This is a genomic window from Micromonospora arida (genome assembly GCF_042873195.1).
In the GTDB taxonomy this organism is placed as follows: domain Bacteria; phylum Actinomycetota; class Actinomycetes; order Mycobacteriales; family Micromonosporaceae; genus Micromonospora; species Micromonospora arida.
Window position 1 is genome coordinate 54,616 of record NZ_JBIALC010000011.1, and the last position, 22,433, is coordinate 77,048.

Below are 22,433 nucleotides of genomic sequence, written 5' to 3' on the forward strand. Positions count from 1 at the left end.
GACGCCCCGCGGCCTCGTAGACGGGGGTCCACCACCGACCGGTTGACGGTCGGACGGTGGGCCCCCGTCGGCTCGTCCGGGTCCGGACCCCACCACCCCGGGCATGATCGTTGGGACCGGGTATCCTGGTCAGGTTGTCCGCGTCCGGCCGGGTTCCCTCGGCGCGTGCGGGCAGCGACACAAGACCTCCTGCCACGGAAGGACCGTGGCCGCTTAGCCCACAGGAGGTGAGCACGTCTTGCGTCACTACGAACTGATGGTCATCCTCGACTCCAGCCTCGAGGAGCGCACCGTCGCACCGTCGCTCGACACGTACCTGAACGTGATTCGGACCGCGGGTGGCTCGGTTGAGAAGACCGACGTGTGGGGCCGCCGGCGCCTCGCGTACGAGATCAACAAAAAGGCCGAGGGCATCTACGCCGTCATCGACCTGCAGGCCACGCCTGCTGCGGTGGCCGAGCTGGACCGTCAGCTCCGGCTCAACGAGTCCGTGCTGCGCACCAAGGTCATCCGACCGGAAATGCGCTAAGCCTTCCAACCCCCGGTTCGTCCGGATCAGCCTCCGCGACTCTGTCGGAGGGCTCTGAGAGCCTGTACGACGAGACGCTGAGTGCGCGAGGAGATGGTCATGGCAGGAGACACCACCATCACGGTCATCGGCAATCTGACCGATGACCCCGAGTTGCGGTTCACCCCCTCCGGGGCTGCGGTCGCCAAGTTCCGAGTCGCTTCGACGCCCCGTTTCATGGACAAGGCGTCGAACGAATGGAAGGACGGCGAGCCGCTGTTCCTCGCATGCACCGTGTGGCGGCAGGCCGCCGAGCACGTCGCCGAGTCGCTGCAGCGTGGCGCCCGGGTGATCGTGTCGGGCCGGCTGCGTCAGCGGTCGTACGAGACCCGCGAGGGTGAGAAGCGCACAGTCATCGAGCTTGAGGTCGACGAGATCGGCCCGTCGCTGCGCTACGCCACGGCAAAGGTGCAGAAGATGTCCCGCTCCGGCGGCGGTGGCGGCGGCTTCGGTGGCGGCGGTGGCGGTGGCAACCAGGGTGGCGGCGGAGGCAACTTCGACGACCCCTGGGCTTCGGCCGCTCCCTCTCCCGCGCGTGCCGGTTCGGGCGCCAATTTTGACGAGGAGCCACCGTTCTAATGGCGCCTAGCGCTCGCGATCGCAAACCAGGAGCACGTGCAACGGCCAAGGCTGCGGCACTGCGCAAGCCGAAGAAGAAGGTGAACCCGCTCGACAAGGACGGGATCGCCTACATCGATTACAAGGACACCGCGCTGCTGCGCAAGTTCATCTCCGATCGCGGCAAGATCCGCGCTCGTCGGGTGACCGGCGTGACCTCGCAGCAGCAGCGGCAGATCGCCCGTGCGGTCAAGAACGCCCGTGAGATGGCGCTCCTGCCGTACACGGCCACCACCCGCTGAGAGGAGGCACCGATATGAAGATCATCCTGACTCAGGAAGTGTCCGGCCTCGGTGCCCCGGGCGACATCGTCGAGGTCAAGAGCGGCTACGGCCGTAACTACCTGCTGCCGCAGGGCTTCGCGATCGCCTGGACCAAGGGCGCGGAAAAGCAGGTCACGGTCATCAAGCGGGCCCGTGGGGCCCGCGAGATCCGCGACCTCGACCACGCCAACGAGGTCAAGGCTCAGCTCGAGGGTCTCAAGGTCAACCTGAAGGTCCGCGCCGGCGACGGCGGACGGCTCTTCGGCTCGGTCACCCCGGCCGAGATCGTCGACGCCGTCAAGGCGGCCAGCGGCCCGGTCCTCGACCGGCGTCGGCTGGAGGTGCCCGGTCACATCAAGTCGACCGGCACCTACCCGGTGAAGATCAAGCTGCACCCCGAGGTGACCGCAGCGTTCAACCTGAACGTCGTTCAGGGCTGACGTCCGCAACACCACCACGAGGGCCCGCACCGAGCGATCGGTGCGGGCCCTCGTGCGTACGTCGTCCAACCCGGCACTGCCGGCCGAGACAGTCGCCGCCGGCATGCCCCGGTGCCCAGCCGGGCCGCGACCTGCCTCCCCGGCCAGCGCAGGCCCCGGACCCGACGCCCGCCCGAGCCGGCACGGACCCGCTGACGGGTCACCCGATGGGCTGGCCCGTCACCGCGCTGATCAGCACCGTGGAGAGGCCACCGCCCACCACCGCGGCGGCAACCGCGATGGTCGCCGAGCGCCACGTCGTACCCACCCGCCGCAGCAGCGCTGCCACCACCAGACTGCTCACCAAAGCCAGACCGAAGCGCGGCGAACCGGCCAGGAGTGACTCCAGTGCGCGGGACCGTGCGGACTCACACCCGCCCCCGCTGATGTCGGTCACACAACCAGCCGGCGCCTGGCTGTCCAACGTCAACAACCAAGCGAAGATCAGCATCGCCGGCACCAGGTAACAGGCCGCCGTGTACAGCAGAGGCCGGACGGACCCACCCGGATCCGGGTCCAGCAGGTCGTCCTCCAGACGCCGCGCCCAGGCACCCGTGGCCGCCGACTCGACCCGCCGACGTACCGACGCCGTTCCCACCGCAGGCCGGTCCGCCCCACGCCGGGGCGTACCCGGACGCGGAGCGCCCGTACGCGGCGCAGGCGCGCTGCGCGGCCGTGGGGCGGTGTATCCCACCACCGGAGACCGGGGCGCCGAGGTCGTCGGATCCATCCAACGCGGGTCGTCACCGGCCAACCGAGTGCCGGACCAGAACCCGTCTTCCCTGCTCGGCCACCCCTCGGCCGCCACCGGGCGGTCGGAGCGCGGCGCCAACGTACGGTCCCACTGGTCTTCCTCGACCGCGGACCGCTCCCACTGGCCGGTGCGGTCCGACCGTTCCCAGCCACCGACGCTCTCCACCGCCGACCACTGCCCGCTCAGGTCCCCGCCGTCCGCGCCGGCCGACGGCGGCCACGCGTGCACGCCCGAGGCGTCCCACGGGTCCACCGCAGGCGGGTACGACGGTTCGGGCTCCGCCACCTGCTCCGAACTGCGGACCCACGGGTCGGCCGCCGGACGGGACCAGGACTCTTCCGCCGCACGACGGCTACGCCGGGTGGGACGGTTCGGCTCCTGGTCCGGGACCTGCTCGCTCGGGGCGGACTCCGGCTCGCCGCCCGACCAGATCACCTGCGGACGGCCAACGGGCGCTCGCCGGGGACGCCGGTCCGAGACAGCGCCGGAGACCGGCTCGCCCTCCCCGGCGTCAGCCCGCCGGCGGCCGGCGTACCCCTGCTCCTGCGGCCGGTCGAGCGTCCACTCTCGGGTGTGGTCCGAGTCCGGTGCCGGGCCGATCGCTGCCTGCTCCCGTCGACGGGGCTCGCTGCCCCGCCGCCGACCACTCGACGACTCGGCGGACCATCGGCCTGCGCCGGAGATCGGCTGCTCGGGCTCGTCCTCGTCGTCGTCCGGTGCCGCGTGGCGACCACCGCCGTCCGCGTGCCGGACCCCGGACTCCAGCGCCCAACGGGGCAGGTAGGCGTCGACAGGCTCGTCCTGGCCGCGGTCCAACGCACGCCGTCGGCTGGAGGTGCGGTAGCTCCCGTCCTCGTCGTACGGATCAACCGGAACGGACGCCGCGCGCTCACCCCACGAGGCGGTTGGCTGGCGCTCGCGCGGGCTGCCATCGCCGCGTCCCCAGTCCCGGTAATTCACGGCCGGAGTGTGACCCTTCTGAACCGAAAGCGGAATCCGCTGTCCAGGTGTAGCCGTTCGCTGGAGATAGTACGGGACGATCGTGTCACAGGCCCGACCGAAATATTCTCCTCCACAGGCTGGGGAGCATGTTTTCGCAGGTCAAGGGCTTCTGGCCGAGAATTCCCCAATGGTTATCCACAGGCTGTGCACACGCTGCGCACATGCTGTCCACCGGGATCCACAGGTTGTCCCGAGGCTCGTCCACCGGTGTTGTTGAGTCTCTGACCTCGGGGTCCGTATGGTTGGCCCTCGACCGCCGGCGATGGCCCCCGATCGACCGGCCCGGTCGGAGGAGAAGTGTCGTACCCCAGCGGTAGAGCTGGGGTTGGATCCGGCGCAGTGGAGGGGGGACCCGTGTCGGTCACCGACGACATGCGGGCAGAGCCACGCTCCGGCGGGGGCCAGCCACCCGCCCAGCGGGATGGCCAGTTCGACAAGACCCCGCCCCAGGACGTCGCGGCCGAGCAGTGCGTCCTCGGCGGCATGCTGCTCTCCAAGGACGCCATCGCCGACGTCGTCGAGATCCTCAAGACCAACGACTTCTACCGACCGGTGCACGCCACCATCTTCGACATCATCCTCGACATCTACGGCCGGGGTGAGCCGGCCGACTCGATCACGGTCGCGGCGGCGCTCGCCGACTCCGGAGATCTGGTGCGCATCGGTGGCGCGCCGTACCTGCACACACTCATCGCCAGCGTGCCCACCGCCGCCAACGCCGCCTACTACGCCAGGATCGTCAGCGAGCGGGCGGTGCTACGCCGACTGGTCGAGGCCGGCACGAAGATCGTGCAGCTGGGCTACGGCACCGCCAGCGGCGGCAGCCGTGACGTGGACGACGTCGTCGACCTCGCCCAGCAGGCCGTGTACGACGTCACCGAACGGCGGGTCAGCGAGGACTTCGCGATCCTCGCCGACATGTTGCAGCCGACGCTGGACGAGATCGAGGCGGTCGGGGCGACCGGCGGCATGATGACCGGCGTGCCGACCGGCTTCAGCGACCTGGACCGACTGCTCAACGGCCTGCACGCCGGGCAGTTGATCATCGTGGCGGGTAGGCCGGGTCTTGGCAAGGCGCTCGCGCTCGACACCCCACTGCCGACCCCGGACGGCTGGACCACGATGGGCGAGGTCAAGGCGGGGGATCAGCTACTGGCGGCGGACGGCTCACCGACCACTGTCACACACGCCTTCGACGTGATGCGCGACCGTCCCTGCTACGAGGTCGAGTTCTCCGACGGCACGGTCATCGTGGCGGACGCTGAGCACCTGTGGAAGACGACCACGCGGGCGATCCGGCGGCAGGAACCGGCGCGGCAGAGGCGGCACTGGCCCGAATCGTCGCTGGCCAATGTGCGTGCGGCACACGAGCGGCTGAGCCCCCTGGGAAACCAGCCGATCACGCTCTTCGACACGATTGAGCAGGTTGGGCCGGAGTTTCGGCATGTCCTGCACACCGTCGCCCGTGAGGTCGGGTCGGTCGGTCGGATCAGCCGTCCCATCGTCCGCAGCGGCAAGCCACGGAACTGGACTGCACCGGGCTATCCGGCCGGTCCGCTTCTGAGCACGCTTCTTCAACGAGCCGAGCGGGAGGTCAATACCGGTAGCCGGGCCGACCACGACGGAGTCGTCACCACTGCCGAGATCGCGGCCACGCTGCGTACCGAGACCGCCCAGCGACGGCTCAACCACGCCGTACGGAATTGCGCTCCCATCCAACTCCCGGACCGTGAGCTGCTGGTGCCGCCCTACACCTTGGGAACGTGGCTCGGTGACGGGCACAGCGACGCCAGCCGCTTCACCACGGCAGATCCGGAGATGGTCACGCACGTCGAGGCGGACGGCTTCGTCGTGCGGCCCAGCGGGCCGATGGTCTACACCATCCTGCTGCCGCCCACGTCCGCTGTTCCGGGGAACGGTGTCTGCGTGGACTGTGGCGTTTCCACCAGGGCGTTGCGTGAGAATCCGGCGACGAGGAAGTGTGCCGACTGCCGTCACCGGAACGGTTCCTTGCTGGGGCTGTTGCGTCAGGTCGGGGTAGCGGGGAACAAGCACATCCCGGGCGTCTATCTGCGCGCCTCGGAGGCTCAGCGCAGGGCATTGCTCGCTGGGCTGATGGACACCGACGGGACCGTTGCCCCCTCCGGCAACCTCCAGTACACGTCGACCTCGAAGCGGCTGGCTGATGACGTACGCGAACTCATCGTCAGCCTCGGCTACCGCTGCACTGTCAACGCGAAGCCGGTGCGCGGTCGCACCCCCGAGTCGTCGATCGCGTACACGCTGAACTTCTCCACCCCGGATGTCATCTTCCGGCTCAGGCGGAAGCAGGATGCACACGCCGAACGCCGCCGCACCGCCTCGGACGTTCGAACGGCCTCGCGGTTCATCGTCGACGTCCGGCCGGTACCCAGCGTTCCGGTACGGTGCGTGACCGTCGACAACGACGAACACCTGTACTTGGCCAGCCGGGCGATGATCCCTACCCACAACAGCACGGCCAGCATGGACTTTGCCCGAAATGCCGCTATTCGTGCCAACCAGGCCGCGGCCATCTTCTCGCTGGAAATGAGCAAGGTCGAGATCGTCATGCGACTGCTCTCCGCGGAGGCGCGGGTGCCACTGCACGTGTTGCGCAGCGGCCAGCTCTCCGACGACGACTGGACCAAGCTGGCCCGGTGCATGGGCGAGATCAGCGAGGCCCCGCTCTTCGTCGACGACACGCCGAGCATGAACCTGATGGAGATCCGGGCCAAGGCTCGGCGGCTCAAGCAGCGGCACGACCTCAAGATGATCGTGGTCGACTACCTCCAGCTGATGACCTCACCGAAGCGCACCGAGAGCCGCCAGCAGGAGGTCGCGGACCTGTCCCGTGGCTTGAAGCTGTTGGCCAAGGAGGTCGAGTGCCCGGTGATCGCGGTCAGTCAGCTGAACCGTGGCCCGGAGCAACGCACCGACAAGCGACCCCAGCTCTCCGACTTGCGTGAATCTGGCTCAATTGAGCAGGATGCCGACGTTGTGATCCTGCTGCACCGCGACGACTACTACGACAAGGAGTCGCCGCGGGCCGGGGAAGCGGATTTTATTGTTGCCAAGCATCGGAATGGCCCCACGGACACGGTGACCGTCGCGGCTCAGCTGCACCTGTCCCGCTTCGTCGACATGGCCATCGGCTGACCGACGCGGCAACCTGTCGTCGGTCAGCCGAGCAGTGGGAACCAGCCCGCCGACTCACCCAACTCCAGCCGGTCCCGGTCGGTCAGCGGTACGCGCCCGGTGGCCTTCAGCAGAAAGTCGTTGTCGTCCCACGCGGCGGGTCGAACGGTGTCGTCGCTGAGCAGGCCGTCCATTGTCGCTACCGCGACCTGTACGGCCAGTGGGCCGGGCGGCGGCGCTTCGGGCAGTTCCAGCGTCAGGTCCAGGTGGTGGACGGCGGCCTCGGTGGTCAGGGTGGCGAGGAAATCCGGTACGCGCAGCACGTGTCCCTGGGTGGTGACGTACCCCTCGGGGTCGGCTGACGTGGCGGCGCGGACCGCGGCCGGGGCGGTGTCCCGCCAGAGCCCGACGATTCCGCTCGGACGGTCGAAGGCCGCAGCCGAGCGGCGGACCCACCAGGCGTGCCCGACGGCCTCGTCGTCGTTTCCGGGGAAGTCACGCCAGTAGCTCACGTCGTCGACGTCGGCGGGGCCGTCGACGGGGCTGGCCAGGGTGACGAGTGCCCTCTGGGCGTCGCCGAGCACGTGCAGGAGCAGGTCGGCGATGAGCCAGCCCCGGCAGCGGGTGGCTCGTTGCAGGCCGGCATCGTCCAGGCCCCCGACCACCGCGGTGATGCCGTCGTACGCCTGGGCCAGCGCCTCGTCCGGTCGGATCGCGGTCATGCGACTCAGCCTCGCACGAAGCATCGCGCCCGCCAACGATCAATGGCCCGGGTGGTTTGCCCGGGCCGACGCGTGATCGACCCGGGCGGGAGGTCGGCCTGGGATCAGCCGAACATCTCGTCGAGGAAGCCCTTGCGCTTCTTCTGCCGGTAGTGGCCGTGGTAGCCGTGGTGCTGCTGCTGCTGGTGGCCGTAGGCCGGCTGCGGCGGGTAGCCGTGGGCGGGCGGGGGCGGCGGCGGGACGGCGCCGTAACCGGGCTGGTGCGGCGGGGGCGGCGGGGGCGGGTAGCCGGCCGGCTGCTGCGCGGGCTGCCCTGGCGCGCCGCCGGTCTGTTGGCGGCTCCAGTTGGCCTCCGCCTCGAACAGCTTCTCCAGCTCGCCGCGGTCCAGGAAGATGCCTCGGCACTCCCCGCACTGGTCGATGACGACGCCGCTGCGCTCGTACTGGCGCATTTCTCCGTGACACTTGGGACAGGTGAGGCTACTCATCGCCCGACGGTACCTGGTGGACCTATGCAGTTGCTGTGAGCGCCTCGGTGACTTCTTCGTCGGACACCTCGTGGAAATCGTCGTAGTAGACGCTGACCGCGCCGAAGTCGGCCGGGCGTTGCGCGCAGATGACCTGGTCGGCTTCGGCGGCGAGCAGCTCGTACGCCTCCTGCGCACCGACCGGGATCGCGACCACGACGCGGTGTGCCCCGAGTTGGCGGACGACCTCGACGGCGACGCGGGCGGTTGCGCCGGTGGCGAGGCCGTCGTCGACGATCACGGCGGTCCGCCCGGTGAGGTCAAGCTGTGGGCGGTCGCCCCGGTAGAGCCGTTCCCGGCGCTCCAGTTCGGCCTGCTCCCGGTGGCGGACCTCGGCGATGTCGTCGCTGCTGAGTCGGCTGGCCACCGCGTCGTTGAGCACCTGGACACCGCCCGGCCCGAGTGCGCCGAAGGCGACCTCCCGGGCCCACGGCATGCCGAGCTTGCGGACGACCAGCACGTCCAGTGGTGCGCCGAGGCGTTCGGCGACGACCCTGGCGACCGGCACGCCGCCACGGACGAGGCCCAGGACGACGACGTCCGGTTCGCCGATGAGTGCGGTGAGCCGTTCGGAGAGCACCCGGCCGGCGTCGGCCCGGTCGCGGTACGTGGTCATGCCCTCAGGTTTACGCCCTGACGCGCGGTCTCGCGCGGAAGTTACCCCGAAGTGGTCCGACCGGACCCCTCATCGGCAACCGCGGCGGCCGGTGTGTCGCCCGGGCGGTGCAGGGCGGGAGCCCAGGTCAGCAGGGCCAGCGGGTACAGCAGGTAGCCGAAGCGGGTCGAGGGCATCAGGGCGATGGCGGTGAGTAGCCCGTACCCGCAGATGAGCGCGGTGGCGACGGCAGTGCGGGGCGGGCGGCGGGCGAGCCGGACGGCGATGGCCACACCGGCGGCGACCAGCAGCCCGGCGGCGATCAGCCGGCCGGCGGGTAGCGCGGTGGCGATCAGGTAGCCGGGGAACGGGGACTGTGCGGGGCTGGTGACCAGCCCGTGGCCGAGGGGGAAGCGCAGCACGTTCTCGGTGAGGGCGTCGCGGTCCACCAGCAGCGCTGGCAGTAGTGCGGCGATGGGCAGTCCGATGGCGCCGACGGCGACTCGGGTGCCGGCGCGTCGGGTCAGGCCCCAGACGATCAGGACCAGCGCCACCGGCCAGGCGAACAGCTTCAGCGCGCCGGCGAGCCCGACCGCGAGGCCGGCCCGGCCGGGTCGGTCGGCGGCGGCGAACGCGAGGGCCAGCAGGCAGAGCGCGAGTACGGGTAGGTCGTCGCCGCCGGTGGCGAGGGTGAGGGCGCAGATCGGCAGTACGGTGGCGGCCTGCACGCCGCGCAGCAGGGCGGCGTCCCGCCGGTGGGTCGCGGCGGCGGTGGCCTGGCCGGCGGTGGCCTCGCCCGTGGTGGCCTGGCCGGCGGTGGCTGGTGTTCTGCGCAGGGCGGCCACGGCCAGGGCGAGCGCCAGCGCGGTGCCCACCGCGAACCAGACGCGGGAGTCGGTCCACCAGGTGTCGAGCAGTGCTCTGGGCAGGCCGAACATCGCCATGCCGGGCTGGTACGGGGTGTAGCCCATCAGTTGCTCGCCCGGCGGCAGGGCGGCGATGGCGTCGGGTCCGAGGTATGGCGTGCCGTGTTCCAGGAGGCGGCTGCCGGCCTGCTCCACGACCAGTACCTCCTCCTGGGCCCGGTCGGTGCGCCCACCGGCCCGGTCGATGCTCTGCCAGGCCAGGGGCAGCAGTGTGGTGGTGGCCCAGGCGAGACCGGTGACCGCCCAGCGGGCTGGCAGACCGGTCAGCCGGGAGGTTGGAGAGCGTCGACGCAGCAGAAGTTGGGCGATCACCGTCAGCGTCGCGAGCAGGTAGCCGACGGCGGCGACCGCGCCCCAGGCGCGGTGCGGCAGCAGGGTGGACGTGACCGCGGTGATCGCGGCGAAGGCGGCCGACACGGCGTAGAGGCCCAGGTCGAGGGCGAGCCCGCCGGCGGCGTTGTCGAGCGTGCGCCAGTGCCAGCGACTGCGGTGGGCGGTCGGGTCGTCGACGATCACGCGCGACAGTCTGGCAGACCGGGCTGCCCGCGCAGCGGGGCGATGCCTGCTCAGGCGGGCAGGTGTGGCAGGCGGTCGGGCTTGGAGCGGCCGGCCTGGCGGCGGTTCTGGCTCAACCGGATCACCGCCCCGGTGTCGTGCAGCGGCGCGGCGAGGGTGCCCGGTCGGCCGCCCGAGCCGCGCTGCATCGCCGCGAGGAGGGTGCCGGACGGCATCGGCCGGGCGAACAGATGCCCCTGGCCGGCGACGCAGCCCAACTCCCAGAGGGCCCGCCGCTGCGGCTCGCTCTCCACCCCCTCGGCCACCACGTCCAGGTCGAGGCTGCGACCCAGGTCGAGGGTGGAGCGGATGACGGCGGCGGCCTCCGCCGAGCTCTCCATCGTCGTCACGAAGCTCCGGTCGATCTTCAGCTCGTGAACCGGGATTCGGGAAAGCAATGAGAGGGAGGAGTAGCCGGTGCCGAAGTCGTCCAACGCCAACCGGACTCCCTCGTCGCGTAGTCGGCTGAGCACCCGGTCGACCACGTCGAGTTGGCTGAGGGTCAGCGTCTCGGTCAGCTCCAGGACCAGCCGGTCCGGTGGTAGGTCGTGGGCGCGGAGGCGGGCCAGCACCGAGCCCGGGAACCGCGCGTCGAGCAGGCTGCGCGGGGACACGTTGACCGCGACCGGTACGTCGAAGCCGGCGTCGCGCCAACTCACCGCCGCGATCAGCGCCTGGTCGAGGATCGCTTCGGCGAAGGCCGGCAGCAGCCCGGACCGTTCCACCGCCTCCAGGAACCGCAGCGGGTCGATCAGGCCGTGGGTGGGGTGGTGCCAGCGGGCCAGCGCCTCAGCGCTGGTCACCTCACCGGTGCCCAGGTCGACGATCGGTTGGAAGTTGACGACGAACTCGTGGTCGGCGACCGCGCGTGGCAGGTCACCGCCGAGGGTGAGGCGACCGAGGTCGGCGGTGTCGCGGGTCGGGGCGTACGTGGAGATCCGCTGTCCGGCCCGCTTCGCCTGGTACATGGCCACGTCGGCGCGGCGCAGCAACTCGGCCATGCCGCCGTTGGACGGTGCGCCGGAGATCCCGCCGCTGGCTTCGACGCTGATTCGCATGCCGTCCAGATCGAACGGCTCGTGCAGGGCGGCGAGCAGAGTCTCGGCCCGGTGCGCGGCGACCGCCGGGGCCGGCAGACCGCGCATGAGTACGGCGAACTCGTCGCCGCCGAGGCGGGCCACCAGGTCGCTCGGCTGGGCCGCACCCCGCAACCGGTCGGCCACCTGCACCAGCACCTGATCGCCGGCGGCATGCCCGAGCGTGTCGTTGACCTCCTTGAAATGGTTGAGGTCGATCAGCACCAGCGCGGTCACCCCGTCGGCGTGGCGGGTGCTCAACTGTTCGGTGCCCTCGTCGAGGAGGTGCCGGCGGTTGGCCAGGCCGGTCAGCGCGTCGTGCGAGGCCGCGTACGCGTGCTCGTCGGCGACCCGGGCCAGTTCGGCGTACGCCTGGGCGTTGCGGACGGCCGTGCAGAGCGCGGAGGCGAAGGTGCGCAGGGTGTACTGCTCCCGCTCGGAGAGCTGCACCGGGCCGCGGAAGCGCAGCCGAAGCATGCCGACGTCGACCGTCCGGTCGTGGCCTTCCAGCGGTGCGGGGACGACGGTGCCGTCCACGTCGGTGGGCGTGCCGGTCGAGCCGTCGAAGGTGATGCCGCCGGTGCCGCCGCGTACGGTGCGGCCGCCGTCGCGCAGCTCGATCTCGACCTCGTCGGCGGAGAACAACTCGGCGGCCTGGGTGACGGCGGTGGTGAGGACGTTGTCCAGGTCTACCACGTTGAGCGCGTCGGTGGTGCGGGCGAGCCGCTGCCACGCCTGCTGCTCGGTGCGGCCTCGGATGCGCGCGGAGTAGGCCAGGTGCAGGCTCAGGACCAGGGGTGGGACGGCGAGTAGTAGCCGGGGGTCGATCCGGATGATCAGTAGCGTGCAGGCCGCGACGGCGAACCGCACGGCGAAGCCGGCGAGCCGAAGGTCGAGATCGCTGCGGAAGTGCTTCGCGACCCTGGTCTGGGAGGCGAGTGCGATGACCGGGATGGCGAGCAGATCGTCCAGGAGTGCCGCGACCAGATAGGCGAGCGCCAACGGCCCCAGCAGCGTCAGGGGGGTCGTACCGGTGGGCGGCCAGGTCCAGGTCGTCGTCGCGAGTGCCGTGCCGGCGCCCCAGGCCACGATGACGTTCTTGCCGATACCGAAGGCCAGCTTCATCGGTGTGAGGCGAAGCGAGGCGAGGGCGATCCCGACCGCGGTGCAGAGCACGACCACCGAGGTCGGAGCGATGGCCGCACCGACGATGATCGCTGTCTCGTTCCAACTGATCGACTGGGTCGTCGACCGGATCCGTACCCGGGCCTTGACCAGCGTGCCCAACGCGATCATGAGGGTGAGCATGACCAGGACCGCAACGTCGTTCACCGTCTCCGGCTTCGCCGAACGCACTGCGGCCGGGAGGGACGTGACGACGATGACCGCGGCAACAACGACGACGAGACCGACGAGCAGCAACAGCCGCCGATCGGTCTCATTCTCTCGTCGCTGAGGAAGGGTCATGCCGCTCCCGGAGGACTGCCTGCGCGTTCTCGCAGCCTACTGCTCGGGCCCTCAGAAGTCCTGTGTCGAACTTGTCAGTTCCAGTCGGTGCCACGCATCGCGTTGCCCCCTTCTCCCGCTGCGCCAATTCGACTACCTGCCCCCGAGGGGAGGTCGTCATCTGAAAGGCAGCTTAAGAGCAGGAAGGGCAGGTTAGAAGAAATAAATGTCGGTATGCGCAACATTAGCCAAGTTGAAGCCTGTTTATTACGTTCTGTCCATCGTTACTGAACGGAGTGCGGTCGAGCTTGCGGCGCTGGATTCAAGTGCACCTTGCAACTGCGGACGGTATCTGACCAGGTTATGGGACGCCTTATTCCATGAGTCTGAGGGTTCTTCAGGAGATGCCTCATCCGGAGTTTGGTCAGGCGTAAGGGCGGCATGGGCAGAGTTGGTCCGGCCCAGGGTGCCCAAGTGGGCGGGCAATGGTGCCAATCTTCGGTCAGGGGCGTGGCTACGGGCGGGTGGAGAACCGCGTTTGGGCAGGCGGCCGTGCAAGTTGCGGCCGGCACCGTGCGGTGTCGGACTGGCATTCGAGCAGCTCCTCGCGTCACTTCCGGACACCCAGCGATCGCTCATATCACCCTGTGAGCGGTAGGCCACGTCACGGGGTCGTACACTCCGTTGGGTGATCGGCTGAATACCTGATACGGCTGGCGGGGGCGGGTGGAGATTCAGGTTCTGGGCGGCCTTTCGGTGCAACTGTCTACCCGCACGCTGCGCCTTGGTACACCCAAACAGCAGGCAATCTTCGCAATGCTCACCGTTCAGCCCGGACTGCTGGTGACAGTGGGCGACCTCGTCGATGAGTTATGGGACGGTCGCCCACCGCGATCGGCCGTAGCCAATGTGCGGACCTATGCCGCCAATCTGCGCCGGACTTTCGAGGCTCACCCAGCCGGCCAGGGCGCCATCGTGCGCCAACACAACGGGTATCGACTCGCCGTTGACCCCGAACGGGTAGATCTCTTTCGTTTCGAGCTGGAACGGAACGCGGGTCGAGAAGCGGTGACGGGTGGCCACCTGGACCGTGCCCGTGGGCTACTGGAGCGCGCCCTGGCTCGGTGGAGGGGACCGATGCTGGCCGGCGTTCCGCTTGGGCCCGTCCTCACCTCCCGAACTGTCGCAGTCGAGGAGGAGCGGCTGTTGACCGTGGAACTTCTCGCCGACGTCCACCTGCGATCGGGCCGGGACGACCTGGCGATTTCACTGTTGCGTGAAGTGGTGGTCCGCCATCCTCTCCGCGAGCCGGCCTACGTCCTCCTCATGCGGGCCCTGTACGAGCGGGGAGACAACGCGGAGGCGCTGGCGGCGTACGACGAGATTCGAGCAACGCTGACCACGGAGCTGGGGGTGGGCCCCGGGGGCAACCTCGAGGAGTTGCGCCGCTCCATCGTCACCGCGATGTCGCGCCCAGCTTCGGGGGGTGCCGTCGTACGGGTCGGGGGAACCGGCCGGGCGCGTTCGGTAGCGGGCGGGGCGGCATCGGCGCAGGCGGCTCGAATCAGCCCGGTCGATCACCTCCCCCGGGCGGTCACCGACTTCGTCGGCAGAGGGGACGTGGTGTTGCGGCTGCTGGCGGAAACCCGGCGGGTCGAGGAGCGGGTGCCGGCCGTACACATCATCGACGGCATGGCGGGCAGCGGGAAGACGGCCCTCGCCGTGCACCTCGCCCGTCGGCTGTTCGATCGATACCCGGACGCCGCGTTGTTCATCGACCTGTGCGGGCACGGTGACAAGAACCGGATCGAGCCGGCCGCTGCTCTGTTCACTCTGCTTCGACAGCTTGGGGTGCCGGCCGACCGGGTTCCGGTGGAGTTCGACGACAGAGTGGAGTTGTGGCGACAGGAGTTGGCCCGCCGCAGGGCAGTGGTGGTTCTCGACAACGCCGCGAGTAGCGAGCAGATCATGCCCCTGCTGCCGGCGGAGCCGACCAGCGTCGTGGTGGTGACCTCGCGGCGACGGCTCTCCCATCCGGATGCCGGACCGTCGCGGACGCTGCCGGTGATGAGCCCTCAGGAGAGCGTGGATCTGCTCCGCGTGAGCGTCGGTCGGGACAGGGTCGAGGCGGAACCGCTGGCGGCCGCCGAGGTGGTACGTCGGTGCGGGTACCTCCCTCTGGCGATTCGGCTGGCCGGTGCCAGGCTGGCGCATCGGCGTGGCTGGCGGTTGGCGGACCTGGCCGGGCAGATGGCTGGCAATGCTCCAGTGCTGCACCATCTGGCTCAGGAGGAGAGCACTGTCACCGGGGCCTTCGCCGCTTCCTATGAGCCGCTTACGAGTTCGACCAAGCGTGTCTTCCGGTTCCTGGGCCTGTATCCCGGTAGCCGTTTCAGCGCGCCGGCAGTCGCCGCGCTGACCGGGCTGACGATCGCGGAGGCTCGCGCGGCGCTCGACGACCTCGTCGATCGGAACCTCGTGGAGGACCTGGATTCGACGCGATATCGACTGCACGACCTCATGCGGCAGTACTCCATCGACCTGTGCTCTGGTACCGACTCCTCGAAGGACCGCCGACTCGGACTGGCTCGGCTGTTCGACTTCACGCTGGAGATCGTCCTGAAGGTCGCCGATCTGCTGGAGCCGGGCGTCATCAGATCCCAGGTGACGCACACTCCGTCCGGACAGCTCGAACTCGTCGAGGCCATCGGGGAGCCGACGGTTGACTGGCTGGAGGCCGAGCGGACGGACCTGGTGACGATGGTGTTGTCGGCACGCGAATCGGGGTTCTACCAGCACTGCTGGCAATTGGCCCGCGCTCTCTGGCGTTTCTGCTACATCCGCGGGTACTTCGAAGACATCATCCTGACCCACCGTCATGGGTTGGAAGCGGCGGAGGCTGCCGGTGACGTCGATGCGCTCGCGCTGATGAACAACTATCTGGCATCCGCCTACGTCCGAACCGGGAACAAGCAGGGGGCGCTCGAGCACCTGACCCGCTCGGTCGAGCTCTCCCGCGACTCACGAGACGTGTTGAACCCGGCCCGGTACCGCGCGAACCTCGCCGCCGTCTACTGGTGGAGCGGTCACCTGTCCGAGTCGGTGACGCTCGGCCTCGAGTGTCTGCGAGATTACAAGGCGTATGGGAAAGTCGGAGGGTCCATCCTGCTGCCGAATCTCGGCTTGGCGCTCTCGGCCCTGGGGCGTTACGAGGAGGCGTTGCGGATACACCGCCTGCACCTGGCGTGGGCCCGGACGAACTCGGACGAGTTCCACACGCTCAACGCTCTCAGCCACATCGGCGCCGTACGCCTCCGAATGGGCGACGTTCCGCAGGCGATCCGGATCCTCATGGCCTCGTTGGCCCTGCGCGATCGCACCGGCCATCGGTACGCCGAGGCCGAGGTGCGCAACGACCTCGGGATTGCCTATCGCGGGCTGGGGCGGCTGGTGGAGGCGCAGCAGGAACACGAGTTGGCCCGGAGGCTGGCGATCGGTTCGGGAGAGCGACACGTCGAGGCGGCTGCGTTGAACGAACTCGGCCGCACCCTGCTGGCGCAGGGGCGAGGCGGGGAGGCGTACGAGGTGCACCAGGAGGCGTTGCGGCTGGCTACTCGGATTGCGCACCCGCACGAGCAGGGTCGGGCGCTGGCCGGGCTTGCCGAACACTTCGTCCGCGTCGATCCGGTCGAGTCGCGACGGCACTGGGAGCGGGCGTTGGCGATCTTCCGGCGGATGGGGGTGCCAGAGCGTTGCGAGGCCGAACGCCGCCTCGCCGAGCTGGCTTCCAGAACTGTGGTTTCGGGTCCCTGACCAGGTTGAACGGCCCTTATCGATTTCTTATCGCCCGGCCCGGTAACTTACCGGCCGTATCGGCGAACGGGGGAGGTTCTGCCCCTGGGCAGAACCGGGTCGTCGACACGCGCCCGCTGCTGGGTCCCCCCAGAGACCTCTTCGGCGGGCTGGTGAGGGAGGAGCGGCGTCGGGCCGTTGCGCCGTCAGCACCCGGTGCGTCGTCAGCCTGACGTCGCTCCTTCCGACCGCCGTCGTACCGCACCGATAGGCTCACGACCGTGACCGAACCCGCGCAGCTCAGCCACGTCGATCGCGCCGGCGCGGCCCGCATGGTCGACGTCTCCGCCAAGGCGGTGACGGGTCGGTTGGCCGTCGCGGCCGGCCGCTTGCGGACCACGCCCGAGGTCATCGACCTGTTGCACCGCGACGGGCTGCCCAAGGGTGACGCGTTGGCCGTCGGGCGGCTCGCCGGGATCATGGGGGCCAAGCGCACTCCTGATCTGATCCCGCTCTGCCACCCGATCGCCCTGCACGGTGTCACCGTCGACCTGCGGCTGACCGCCGAAACCGTGGAGATCACGGCCACTGCCCGCACGGCGGACCGGACGGGGGTGGAGATGGAGGCACTGACGGCTGTTGCTGTCGCCGGTCTCGCCCTGATCGACATGGTCAAGGCGGTCGACCCGGCGGCCTCGGTCGAGGCGGTCCGGGTGCTGCGCAAGGAGGGCGGCAAGACCGGCGAGTGGGTTCGGCCGGAGGACCGGCCGTGATCCGGGCCCGGGTGATCGTCGCTTCCAATCGGGCCGCGGCCGGTGTCTACGCCGACACCAGCGGGCCGCTGCTCGTCGCCGGCCTGCGTGAGCTGGGCTGCCAGGTCGACGACCCTGTGGTGGTGCCCGACGGTGAGCCGGTCGGCGACGCTCTGCGGGCCGCCCGCGCCGACGGTGTCGAGGTGGTGCTGACCAGCGGTGGCACCGGGGTGACCCCGACGGATCGGACCCCGGACGTGACCCGGGGCCTGCTGGATTACGAGATCCCCGGCATCGCCGAGGCGATCCGTGCGCACAGTCGTGACCGCGTGCCGACGTCGGTGCTGTCCCGGGGCCTGGCCGGGGTCGCCGGTCGGATGCTGGTCGTCAACCTGCCCGGGTCGACCGGCGGTGCCCGCGATGGCCTGGCCGTTCTCGGGCCGATCCTCGGCCACACCGTCGACCAGCTCCGCGGCGGGGACCACTGACCGCTTCGCCACGGCTGCCACTGACCGCTTCGCGGTGGCGACCGGTGACCGGCGCGCGCCAGGCCCCGACGGCTGTCGGTCCGTGCCGATAGGCTCGGTCGGTGAGCACGGAAACCGCACCCACCGCGGATCGGGTCACCGCACCACCGCCAGCCGGGTGGGAAGAAGCCCGTTCGCGGGTCTACGCGGTCGGTCTGGCCGCCGCGCTGCCCGCCGCCGCCCGACCACTTGTCGACACCGACGGGTCGACCCTGGCCGAGCCGTTGACCACCCGCACCGACCTGCCGGCGTTCCCGACCTCCAGCGTGGATGGCTGGGCGGTGCGTGGCGGTGGGCCGTGGCGCGTCGTCGGCCGGGTCCTGGCCGGCAGCACCCCCGCGCCGCTCACCGAGGACGACACCACAGTCGAGATCGCGACCGGCGCGATGGTGCCCGAGGGCGCCACCGCCGTGCTCCGCGTCGAGGAGTCAGCCGCATCCACCACCGGCCTGATCAGCGGCACTCCCCGGGAGACGCCCGAGTGGCGCAACCCCGGCGAGGAGGCGTACGCCGATGAGGAGTTGCTGCCGGCCGGCACGCCGGTCGACCCGGCGGTGATCGGTCTGGCCGCCGCCTGCGGGCACGACACGCTGCGGGTCCGGCGGGCGCCGCGCGCCGCGCTGCTGGTCTTCGGCGACGAACTGCTGACGGCGGGCCCGCCCGCGGCCGGTCGCATCCGCGACGCGCTGGGCCCCGCGGTGCCGTCCTGGCTGCGGCGGTACGGCTGCCAGGTCCGCCCATCCGACGTGGTCGGCCCGGTGGCCGACACGCTGCCCGCGCACGTGGCGGCCCTACGTTCGGCGCTCGGCCACGCAGATCTGGTCTGCACCACCGGTGGCACGATGAACGGCCCGGTCGACCACCTGCACCCGACCCTGGAGGCGCTCGGCGCCGACTACGTGGTCAACACGGTGGCGGTCCGCCCGGGCTTCCCGATGCTGCTGGCCCGGCTGACCGGCCCCGACGGGCGAGCCCGGTTCGTGGCCGGGCTGCCGGGCAACCCGCAGTCGGCCATCGTGGCGCTGGTGTCGCTCGTCGTCCCGCTGCTCGCCGGCCTCCAGGGCCGGTCGATGCCGGTGCTGCCGCAGGTCACGTTGGCCGAGGCGGTGCCCGGTCGCGGCGACCACACCCACCTGGCCTTGGTCCGACTGGACCGGTCCGCCGGCGTCGCGTTCCCGGTCCGTCACGTCGGCTCGGCGATGCTGCGGGGTCTGGCCGGCGCGGACGGGTTCGCTGTCATCCGACCAGGCACCAGCGGTGAGCCGGGCGACCGGGTGCCGATCGTGCCACTGCCGTTGTTTCCGGGGGAGCGTGCATCGTGACCGCACCAGCGATCACCTTCGGCGAGGTCACCGACCAGCCGCTCGATCTCGCCACGCACGAGGCGGCGGTCGCCGACCGCCGGGCCGGCGCCGTGGTGTCGTTCCAGGGCGTGGTCCGCGACCACGACCACGGCCGCCAGGTCACCAGCCTGGAGTACGAGGGGCATCCGAGCGCCGCACAGGTGCTGCGCGAGGTGGCCGCCGAGATCGCCGCGGAGCCCGACGTCTACGCGGTGGCGGTCTCGCACCGGGTCGGCCCCCTGGTGATCGGTGACGTGGCGCTGGTCGCGGCGGTGAGCACCGCGCACCGGGCGGCGGCCTTCGCGGCCTGCGCCCGACTGGTCGACGAGGTCAAGGCGCGACTGCCGATCTGGAAGCGGCAGGTCTTCACCGACGGCACCGAGGAATGGGTCAACTGCCCCTGACCACTCAGCGGCGGCCGTTGACCACAACGGCCCGGGCGAGCCGGTCGCCGTAGAACGCCGGCTCCGCGCCTGGCCGCCAGGGCAGCGCGGCGACCAGGACGATCAGCGCGAGCGCGAGCGAGTTCTCCATCAGTGCCCCGAACAGGCCGTCCTGGTAGTGCGACATCTCCGGCAGTTGGTGTTCGTACGGCCAGATCGGCGAGATCAGGAAGAGCAGGTAGAGCCCGATCGCGGCGAAGCCGTGGCGGAGCCCGGTCAGCGTCGGGTACCAGATCGGCGGGCGGAGCCCGTTGACCCCGGGCAGACCGCCGAAGACCGGCCCCTGGCCGGAGCGCTGCGGCATCCCCCGGCTCGCCTCGCGGCGACGCACGGCGGCGTCGGCCAGCACGATGATCGCCGGGATCACCCAGACCAGGTGGTGTGTCCAGGAGATCGGGCTGATCACGTTCGCGGTGAGACCGACCAACGTGAAGGCGGTCAGCTCGTCACCGTCGGCGCGGGAACTGGCCGCCCGGGACAGGCCCAGCGCCAGGACCAGCACCGAGAAGGCGAGCCAGAGCAGCCCTGGAGTCTCGATCGAGTCGTAAAGCCGGGCGAGCAGGCCGGCGAGGGACTGGTTGGGCGTCATGTCTGCCGCGCCGACCCGTTCGGTCTGCCACAGCACGCTGCCGAAGTAGGTCCGCGACTCGTCACCGACGATCGCGAAGGTCCCCAACGTCACGCCGATCGTGGTGCCGATGGCGGTGGCTGCCACCCGCCACTGACGGGTGATCAGCAGGTAGGCGATGAACAGCGCCGGGGTGAGCTTGACCGCGGTGGCGAGGCCGATACCGGCTCCCGCCCAGGCTCCGCCGTAGATGAAGCGCAGCAGCGGGCCGTCGGTGGCGGCGTAGTGGGTGCCCCGGCGGGACCGCCAGCGAAGGCCGATCAGGTCAGCCATGATCAGGGCGAACAGCAGGATGTTGACCTGGCCGTAGCCGAGCGTCTCCCGACCGGGCTCGATGGCGACCGCGAGCGGCACCGCGAGTGCCACCGTGAACCACAGTGGCCACCCCAGTCGGTCCACGATGGGTCGGAGCAGCCCGGCCAGCACCAGCGCCAGGGCGGCGATGCTGGCGGCGGCGTTGACCAGGCCGGCCGCACCGATCGGCAGCTGCGCCATCGGCAGCATGACCAGCCCGGCGAAGGGCGGATAGGTGAACCCGAGTGTGGTTTCGGGCGCGATGAACTCGTAGAGCTCGTGACCGCTCGCCCACCACACCACGGCACCGTGGTAGATCTTCATGTCGAAGAAGTTGTACGGCCGCCCGAAGGTGCCGATGGCAAGCCATGCGGCATAGGCGACGGCGGCCACGATGGCGCCCCGTACGACGTTCCTGCGATCGATCCCGCGCGTCACGCGGTCGATCCCGCGTGTCACACGTTGGATTGGGGCGAGGCGGTCCGCCCGTCTACCGACATCCGTCGGCATGGCGTGGCCACCCCCGTACCAAGGTCGTCCTACCCGTCCAGGTCCTGCACGGAGCCTAGAACGGCGCCTCACGTCAGTGCCTCCCGCGTTATGCGACCGTGTCCGATCCCACACATGTTTTTGACATTTCCACCGCGTTAACGCCTACCGGGTGGTTCAGGTAATTCGTGGCCTTAGCGAAGGGTGGGGGTGAGACGGAGACGGATCGACGCAGGTCAGCCGGGGAGTCGACGTGCGGTGGACGCGGAGCGGACGGCGATTCGGGCCTCGCGGCGGGCGGTCCGGACCGCGCGTTGCATGGAACGTCGAGAGTGGCCGATGCGATGGCCCGTCCGCCACCGCAGGCCCGGCTTGCCACCGGTGTCCGCAGCGGCGAGCAGCAGACCGCCGAGGAGCCCGAGGTTCTTCAGGACATGAATCTGGTTGTTGTTCTTGGCGATCGGGTCGTCGTTGTTCCAGAAGGGATGTCCGGCGATGGTCACCGGGACCAGCGTGCCGGCCAGAACCAGCGCCGCCGGTCGGCTGAACCGGCCGGTGGCCAGCATCAGACCGGCGCTGACCTGCACGGCCGCGTTGAGCCGGATCAACGTCTCGGTCTCGGTGGGGAAGCTCGGGTGTGCCTTCTTGAGCACTGGCGCGACCTTGTCGGTCACCGGTTTGGCGGCCACCGCGAGCCGGCCGGGGTCGCGCAAGTTGCGATACCCGCTGACCACGAAGATGCCGCTCAGCATGGCGCGGGCGAGGGAGCGTACGGGCGTCATGGATCAGTCATACCCCGTCGCGACGTTTGCTACCCCGTCAACCGCAGGATCGGATTGGTGTTCGTACACGTACGCCACGCCGAATCGAGCGACCGTCACGGATGGACGGGCGCTGGCGGGTAACGTCGCGCGGGTGACCACGCTGCGGCTACGCCCCGAGGACCCGGCCGACGCCGGCCCGGTCCGCCGCGTACTGGCCGCCGCCTTCGCCCGCCCGGACGTGGCGACGCCGCCGGAGGTCAGCCTGGTCGACGAGCTGCGCGACACCACCGCCTGGTTGCCGGAGTTGGCCATGGTCGCCGAGTACGGCGGTGAGGTGGTCGGCTACGCGCTGCTCACCAGGGTGCGGCTGCGGCCGGAGCGAGGCTCGGACGTGCCCGTTCTGGCCCTCGGCCCGGTGGCGGTCGCCCCGCACCGACAGCGTGTCGGGCACGGCACGGCGGTCGTGCAGGCCGCCCTGGACGCCTCCACCGAGTTGGGCGAGCGGCTCGTGGTCGTCCTCGGTGCCCCGGTCTTCTACCGCCGGTTCGGGTTCGGCCCGGCGAGTGAGCTGGGCCTGACCGGGCCGTGGGCCGGCCTCGGTGAACCCTGGCAGTCGCTGGTGCTGCCGCCGTCCACCAGCGAGGAGGGCCCCCCGCCTCGCGGTGAGGTGCTCTTTCCGGCGCCCTGGTCGAAGGTCTGACCGGGTCGACGTGA

Annotated in this window: 19 protein-coding genes; 11 read left to right on the forward strand and 8 right to left on the reverse strand. The window is 70.3% G+C overall.

Annotated features, from left to right (window positions below; genetic code table 11):
* The first annotated feature begins 238 nt into the window (after positions 1–238).
* The 4 genes from rpsF (at position 239) to rplI (ending at position 1,889) form a co-directional block, all read left to right on the forward strand.
* Positions 239–529, forward strand: coding sequence for a 30S ribosomal protein S6 (gene rpsF, locus ACFYP0_RS26315; protein ID WP_036391391.1), 291 nt, complete (start codon positions 239–241; stop codon positions 527–529).
* Between the two features lie 81 nt (positions 530–610).
* The gene (locus ACFYP0_RS26320) at positions 611–1,147 is read left to right on the forward strand and encodes a single-stranded DNA-binding protein (RefSeq protein WP_181518404.1); all 537 of its coding nucleotides are present in this window, start codon (positions 611–613) and stop codon (positions 1,145–1,147) included.
* Positions 1,147–1,428 (forward strand): 30S ribosomal protein S18, encoded by a 282-nt coding sequence (rpsR, locus tag ACFYP0_RS26325; RefSeq protein WP_051723758.1) that lies wholly within the window; start codon positions 1,147–1,149, stop codon positions 1,426–1,428. The genes ACFYP0_RS26320 and rpsR overlap by 1 nt, the downstream gene beginning before the upstream one ends.
* A 14-nt stretch (positions 1,429–1,442) precedes the next feature.
* A complete protein-coding gene (gene rplI, locus ACFYP0_RS26330; RefSeq protein WP_124853585.1) occupies positions 1,443–1,889 on the forward strand; it encodes a 50S ribosomal protein L9 in 447 nt (148 codons plus the stop codon).
* A 199-nt stretch (positions 1,890–2,088) separates the two neighbouring features.
* Here the strand turns inward: rplI and ACFYP0_RS26335 are convergent, their stop codons facing one another.
* Positions 2,089–3,642 carry a hypothetical protein gene (locus ACFYP0_RS26335; RefSeq protein WP_356975530.1) on the reverse strand — a complete coding sequence of 518 codons (1,554 nt, stop codon included), beginning with the start codon at positions 3,640–3,642 and terminating at the stop codon, positions 2,089–2,091.
* Between the two features lie 381 nt (positions 3,643–4,023).
* Here ACFYP0_RS26335 and dnaB point away from each other — a divergent pair, with 381 nt between their 5' ends.
* Positions 4,024–6,861, forward strand: coding sequence for a replicative DNA helicase (gene dnaB, locus ACFYP0_RS26340; protein ID WP_356975528.1), 2,838 nt, complete (start codon positions 4,024–4,026; stop codon positions 6,859–6,861).
* Positions 6,862–6,884: 23 nt separating this feature from the next.
* Here the strand turns inward: dnaB and ACFYP0_RS26345 are convergent, their stop codons facing one another.
* From ACFYP0_RS26345 to ACFYP0_RS26365, 5 genes are all read right to left on the reverse strand, one after another.
* Positions 6,885–7,562 (reverse strand): maleylpyruvate isomerase N-terminal domain-containing protein, encoded by a 678-nt coding sequence (locus tag ACFYP0_RS26345; protein ID WP_355495489.1) that lies wholly within the window; start codon positions 7,560–7,562, stop codon positions 6,885–6,887.
* A gap of 104 nt (positions 7,563–7,666) precedes the next feature.
* Positions 7,667–8,050 carry a TFIIB-type zinc ribbon-containing protein gene (locus tag ACFYP0_RS26350; protein WP_091396643.1) on the reverse strand — a complete coding sequence of 128 codons (384 nt, stop codon included), beginning with the start codon at positions 8,048–8,050 and terminating at the stop codon, positions 7,667–7,669.
* Positions 8,051–8,072: 22 nt separating this feature from the next.
* Positions 8,073–8,705 carry a phosphoribosyltransferase gene (locus ACFYP0_RS26355; RefSeq protein ID WP_356975525.1) on the reverse strand — a complete coding sequence of 211 codons (633 nt, stop codon included), beginning with the start codon at positions 8,703–8,705 and terminating at the stop codon, positions 8,073–8,075.
* A 41-nt stretch (positions 8,706–8,746) separates the two neighbouring features.
* The gene (locus tag ACFYP0_RS26360; RefSeq protein ID WP_356975523.1) at positions 8,747–10,126 is read right to left on the reverse strand and encodes a glycosyltransferase family 87 protein; all 1,380 of its coding nucleotides are present in this window, start codon (positions 10,124–10,126) and stop codon (positions 8,747–8,749) included.
* Positions 10,127–10,176: 50 nt separating this feature from the next.
* Positions 10,177–12,708, reverse strand: a complete 2,532-nt coding sequence (locus ACFYP0_RS26365) for a putative bifunctional diguanylate cyclase/phosphodiesterase (RefSeq protein WP_356975521.1) — start codon at positions 12,706–12,708, stop codon at positions 10,177–10,179.
* Positions 12,709–13,503: 795 nt separating this feature from the next.
* Here ACFYP0_RS26365 and ACFYP0_RS26370 point away from each other — a divergent pair.
* The 5 genes from ACFYP0_RS26370 (at position 13,504) to ACFYP0_RS26390 (ending at position 19,505) form a co-directional block, all read left to right on the forward strand.
* Entirely contained in the window at positions 13,504–16,500 is a 2,997-nt protein-coding gene (locus ACFYP0_RS26370; protein WP_356975519.1) for an AfsR/SARP family transcriptional regulator, read from the forward strand.
* A 260-nt stretch (positions 16,501–16,760) separates the two neighbouring features.
* The gene (gene moaC / locus ACFYP0_RS26375; RefSeq protein WP_355495499.1) at positions 16,761–17,252 is read left to right on the forward strand and encodes a cyclic pyranopterin monophosphate synthase MoaC; all 492 of its coding nucleotides are present in this window, start codon (positions 16,761–16,763) and stop codon (positions 17,250–17,252) included.
* A complete protein-coding gene (locus tag ACFYP0_RS26380) occupies positions 17,249–17,719 on the forward strand; it encodes a MogA/MoaB family molybdenum cofactor biosynthesis protein (protein WP_091397543.1) in 471 nt (156 codons plus the stop codon). The genes moaC and ACFYP0_RS26380 overlap by 4 nt, the downstream gene beginning before the upstream one ends.
* A gap of 101 nt (positions 17,720–17,820) precedes the next feature.
* Positions 17,821–19,080, forward strand: coding sequence for a molybdopterin molybdotransferase MoeA (locus tag ACFYP0_RS26385; RefSeq protein WP_356975517.1), 1,260 nt, complete (start codon positions 17,821–17,823; stop codon positions 19,078–19,080).
* Positions 19,077–19,505 carry a molybdenum cofactor biosynthesis protein MoaE gene (locus ACFYP0_RS26390; protein ID WP_091396665.1) on the forward strand — a complete coding sequence of 143 codons (429 nt, stop codon included), beginning with the start codon at positions 19,077–19,079 and terminating at the stop codon, positions 19,503–19,505. Before ACFYP0_RS26385 ends, ACFYP0_RS26390 begins: the two co-directional genes overlap by 4 nt.
* A 4-nt stretch (positions 19,506–19,509) precedes the next feature.
* On the opposite strand, the gene ACFYP0_RS26395 is transcribed toward ACFYP0_RS26390, so the two are convergent.
* The gene (locus ACFYP0_RS26395; protein WP_091396668.1) at positions 19,510–20,976 is read right to left on the reverse strand and encodes a glycosyltransferase 87 family protein; all 1,467 of its coding nucleotides are present in this window, start codon (positions 20,974–20,976) and stop codon (positions 19,510–19,512) included.
* Positions 20,977–21,191: 215 nt separating this feature from the next.
* Positions 21,192–21,737, reverse strand: a complete 546-nt coding sequence (locus tag ACFYP0_RS26400) for a DoxX family protein (protein ID WP_112583895.1) — start codon at positions 21,735–21,737, stop codon at positions 21,192–21,194.
* 133 nt (positions 21,738–21,870) lie between these two features.
* Here ACFYP0_RS26400 and ACFYP0_RS26405 point away from each other — a divergent pair, with 133 nt between their 5' ends.
* On the forward strand, positions 21,871–22,419 hold the full coding sequence (locus tag ACFYP0_RS26405) for a GNAT family N-acetyltransferase (protein ID WP_124860776.1): 549 nt from the start codon (positions 21,871–21,873) through the stop codon (positions 22,417–22,419).
* Positions 22,420–22,433 lie beyond the last annotated feature (14 nt).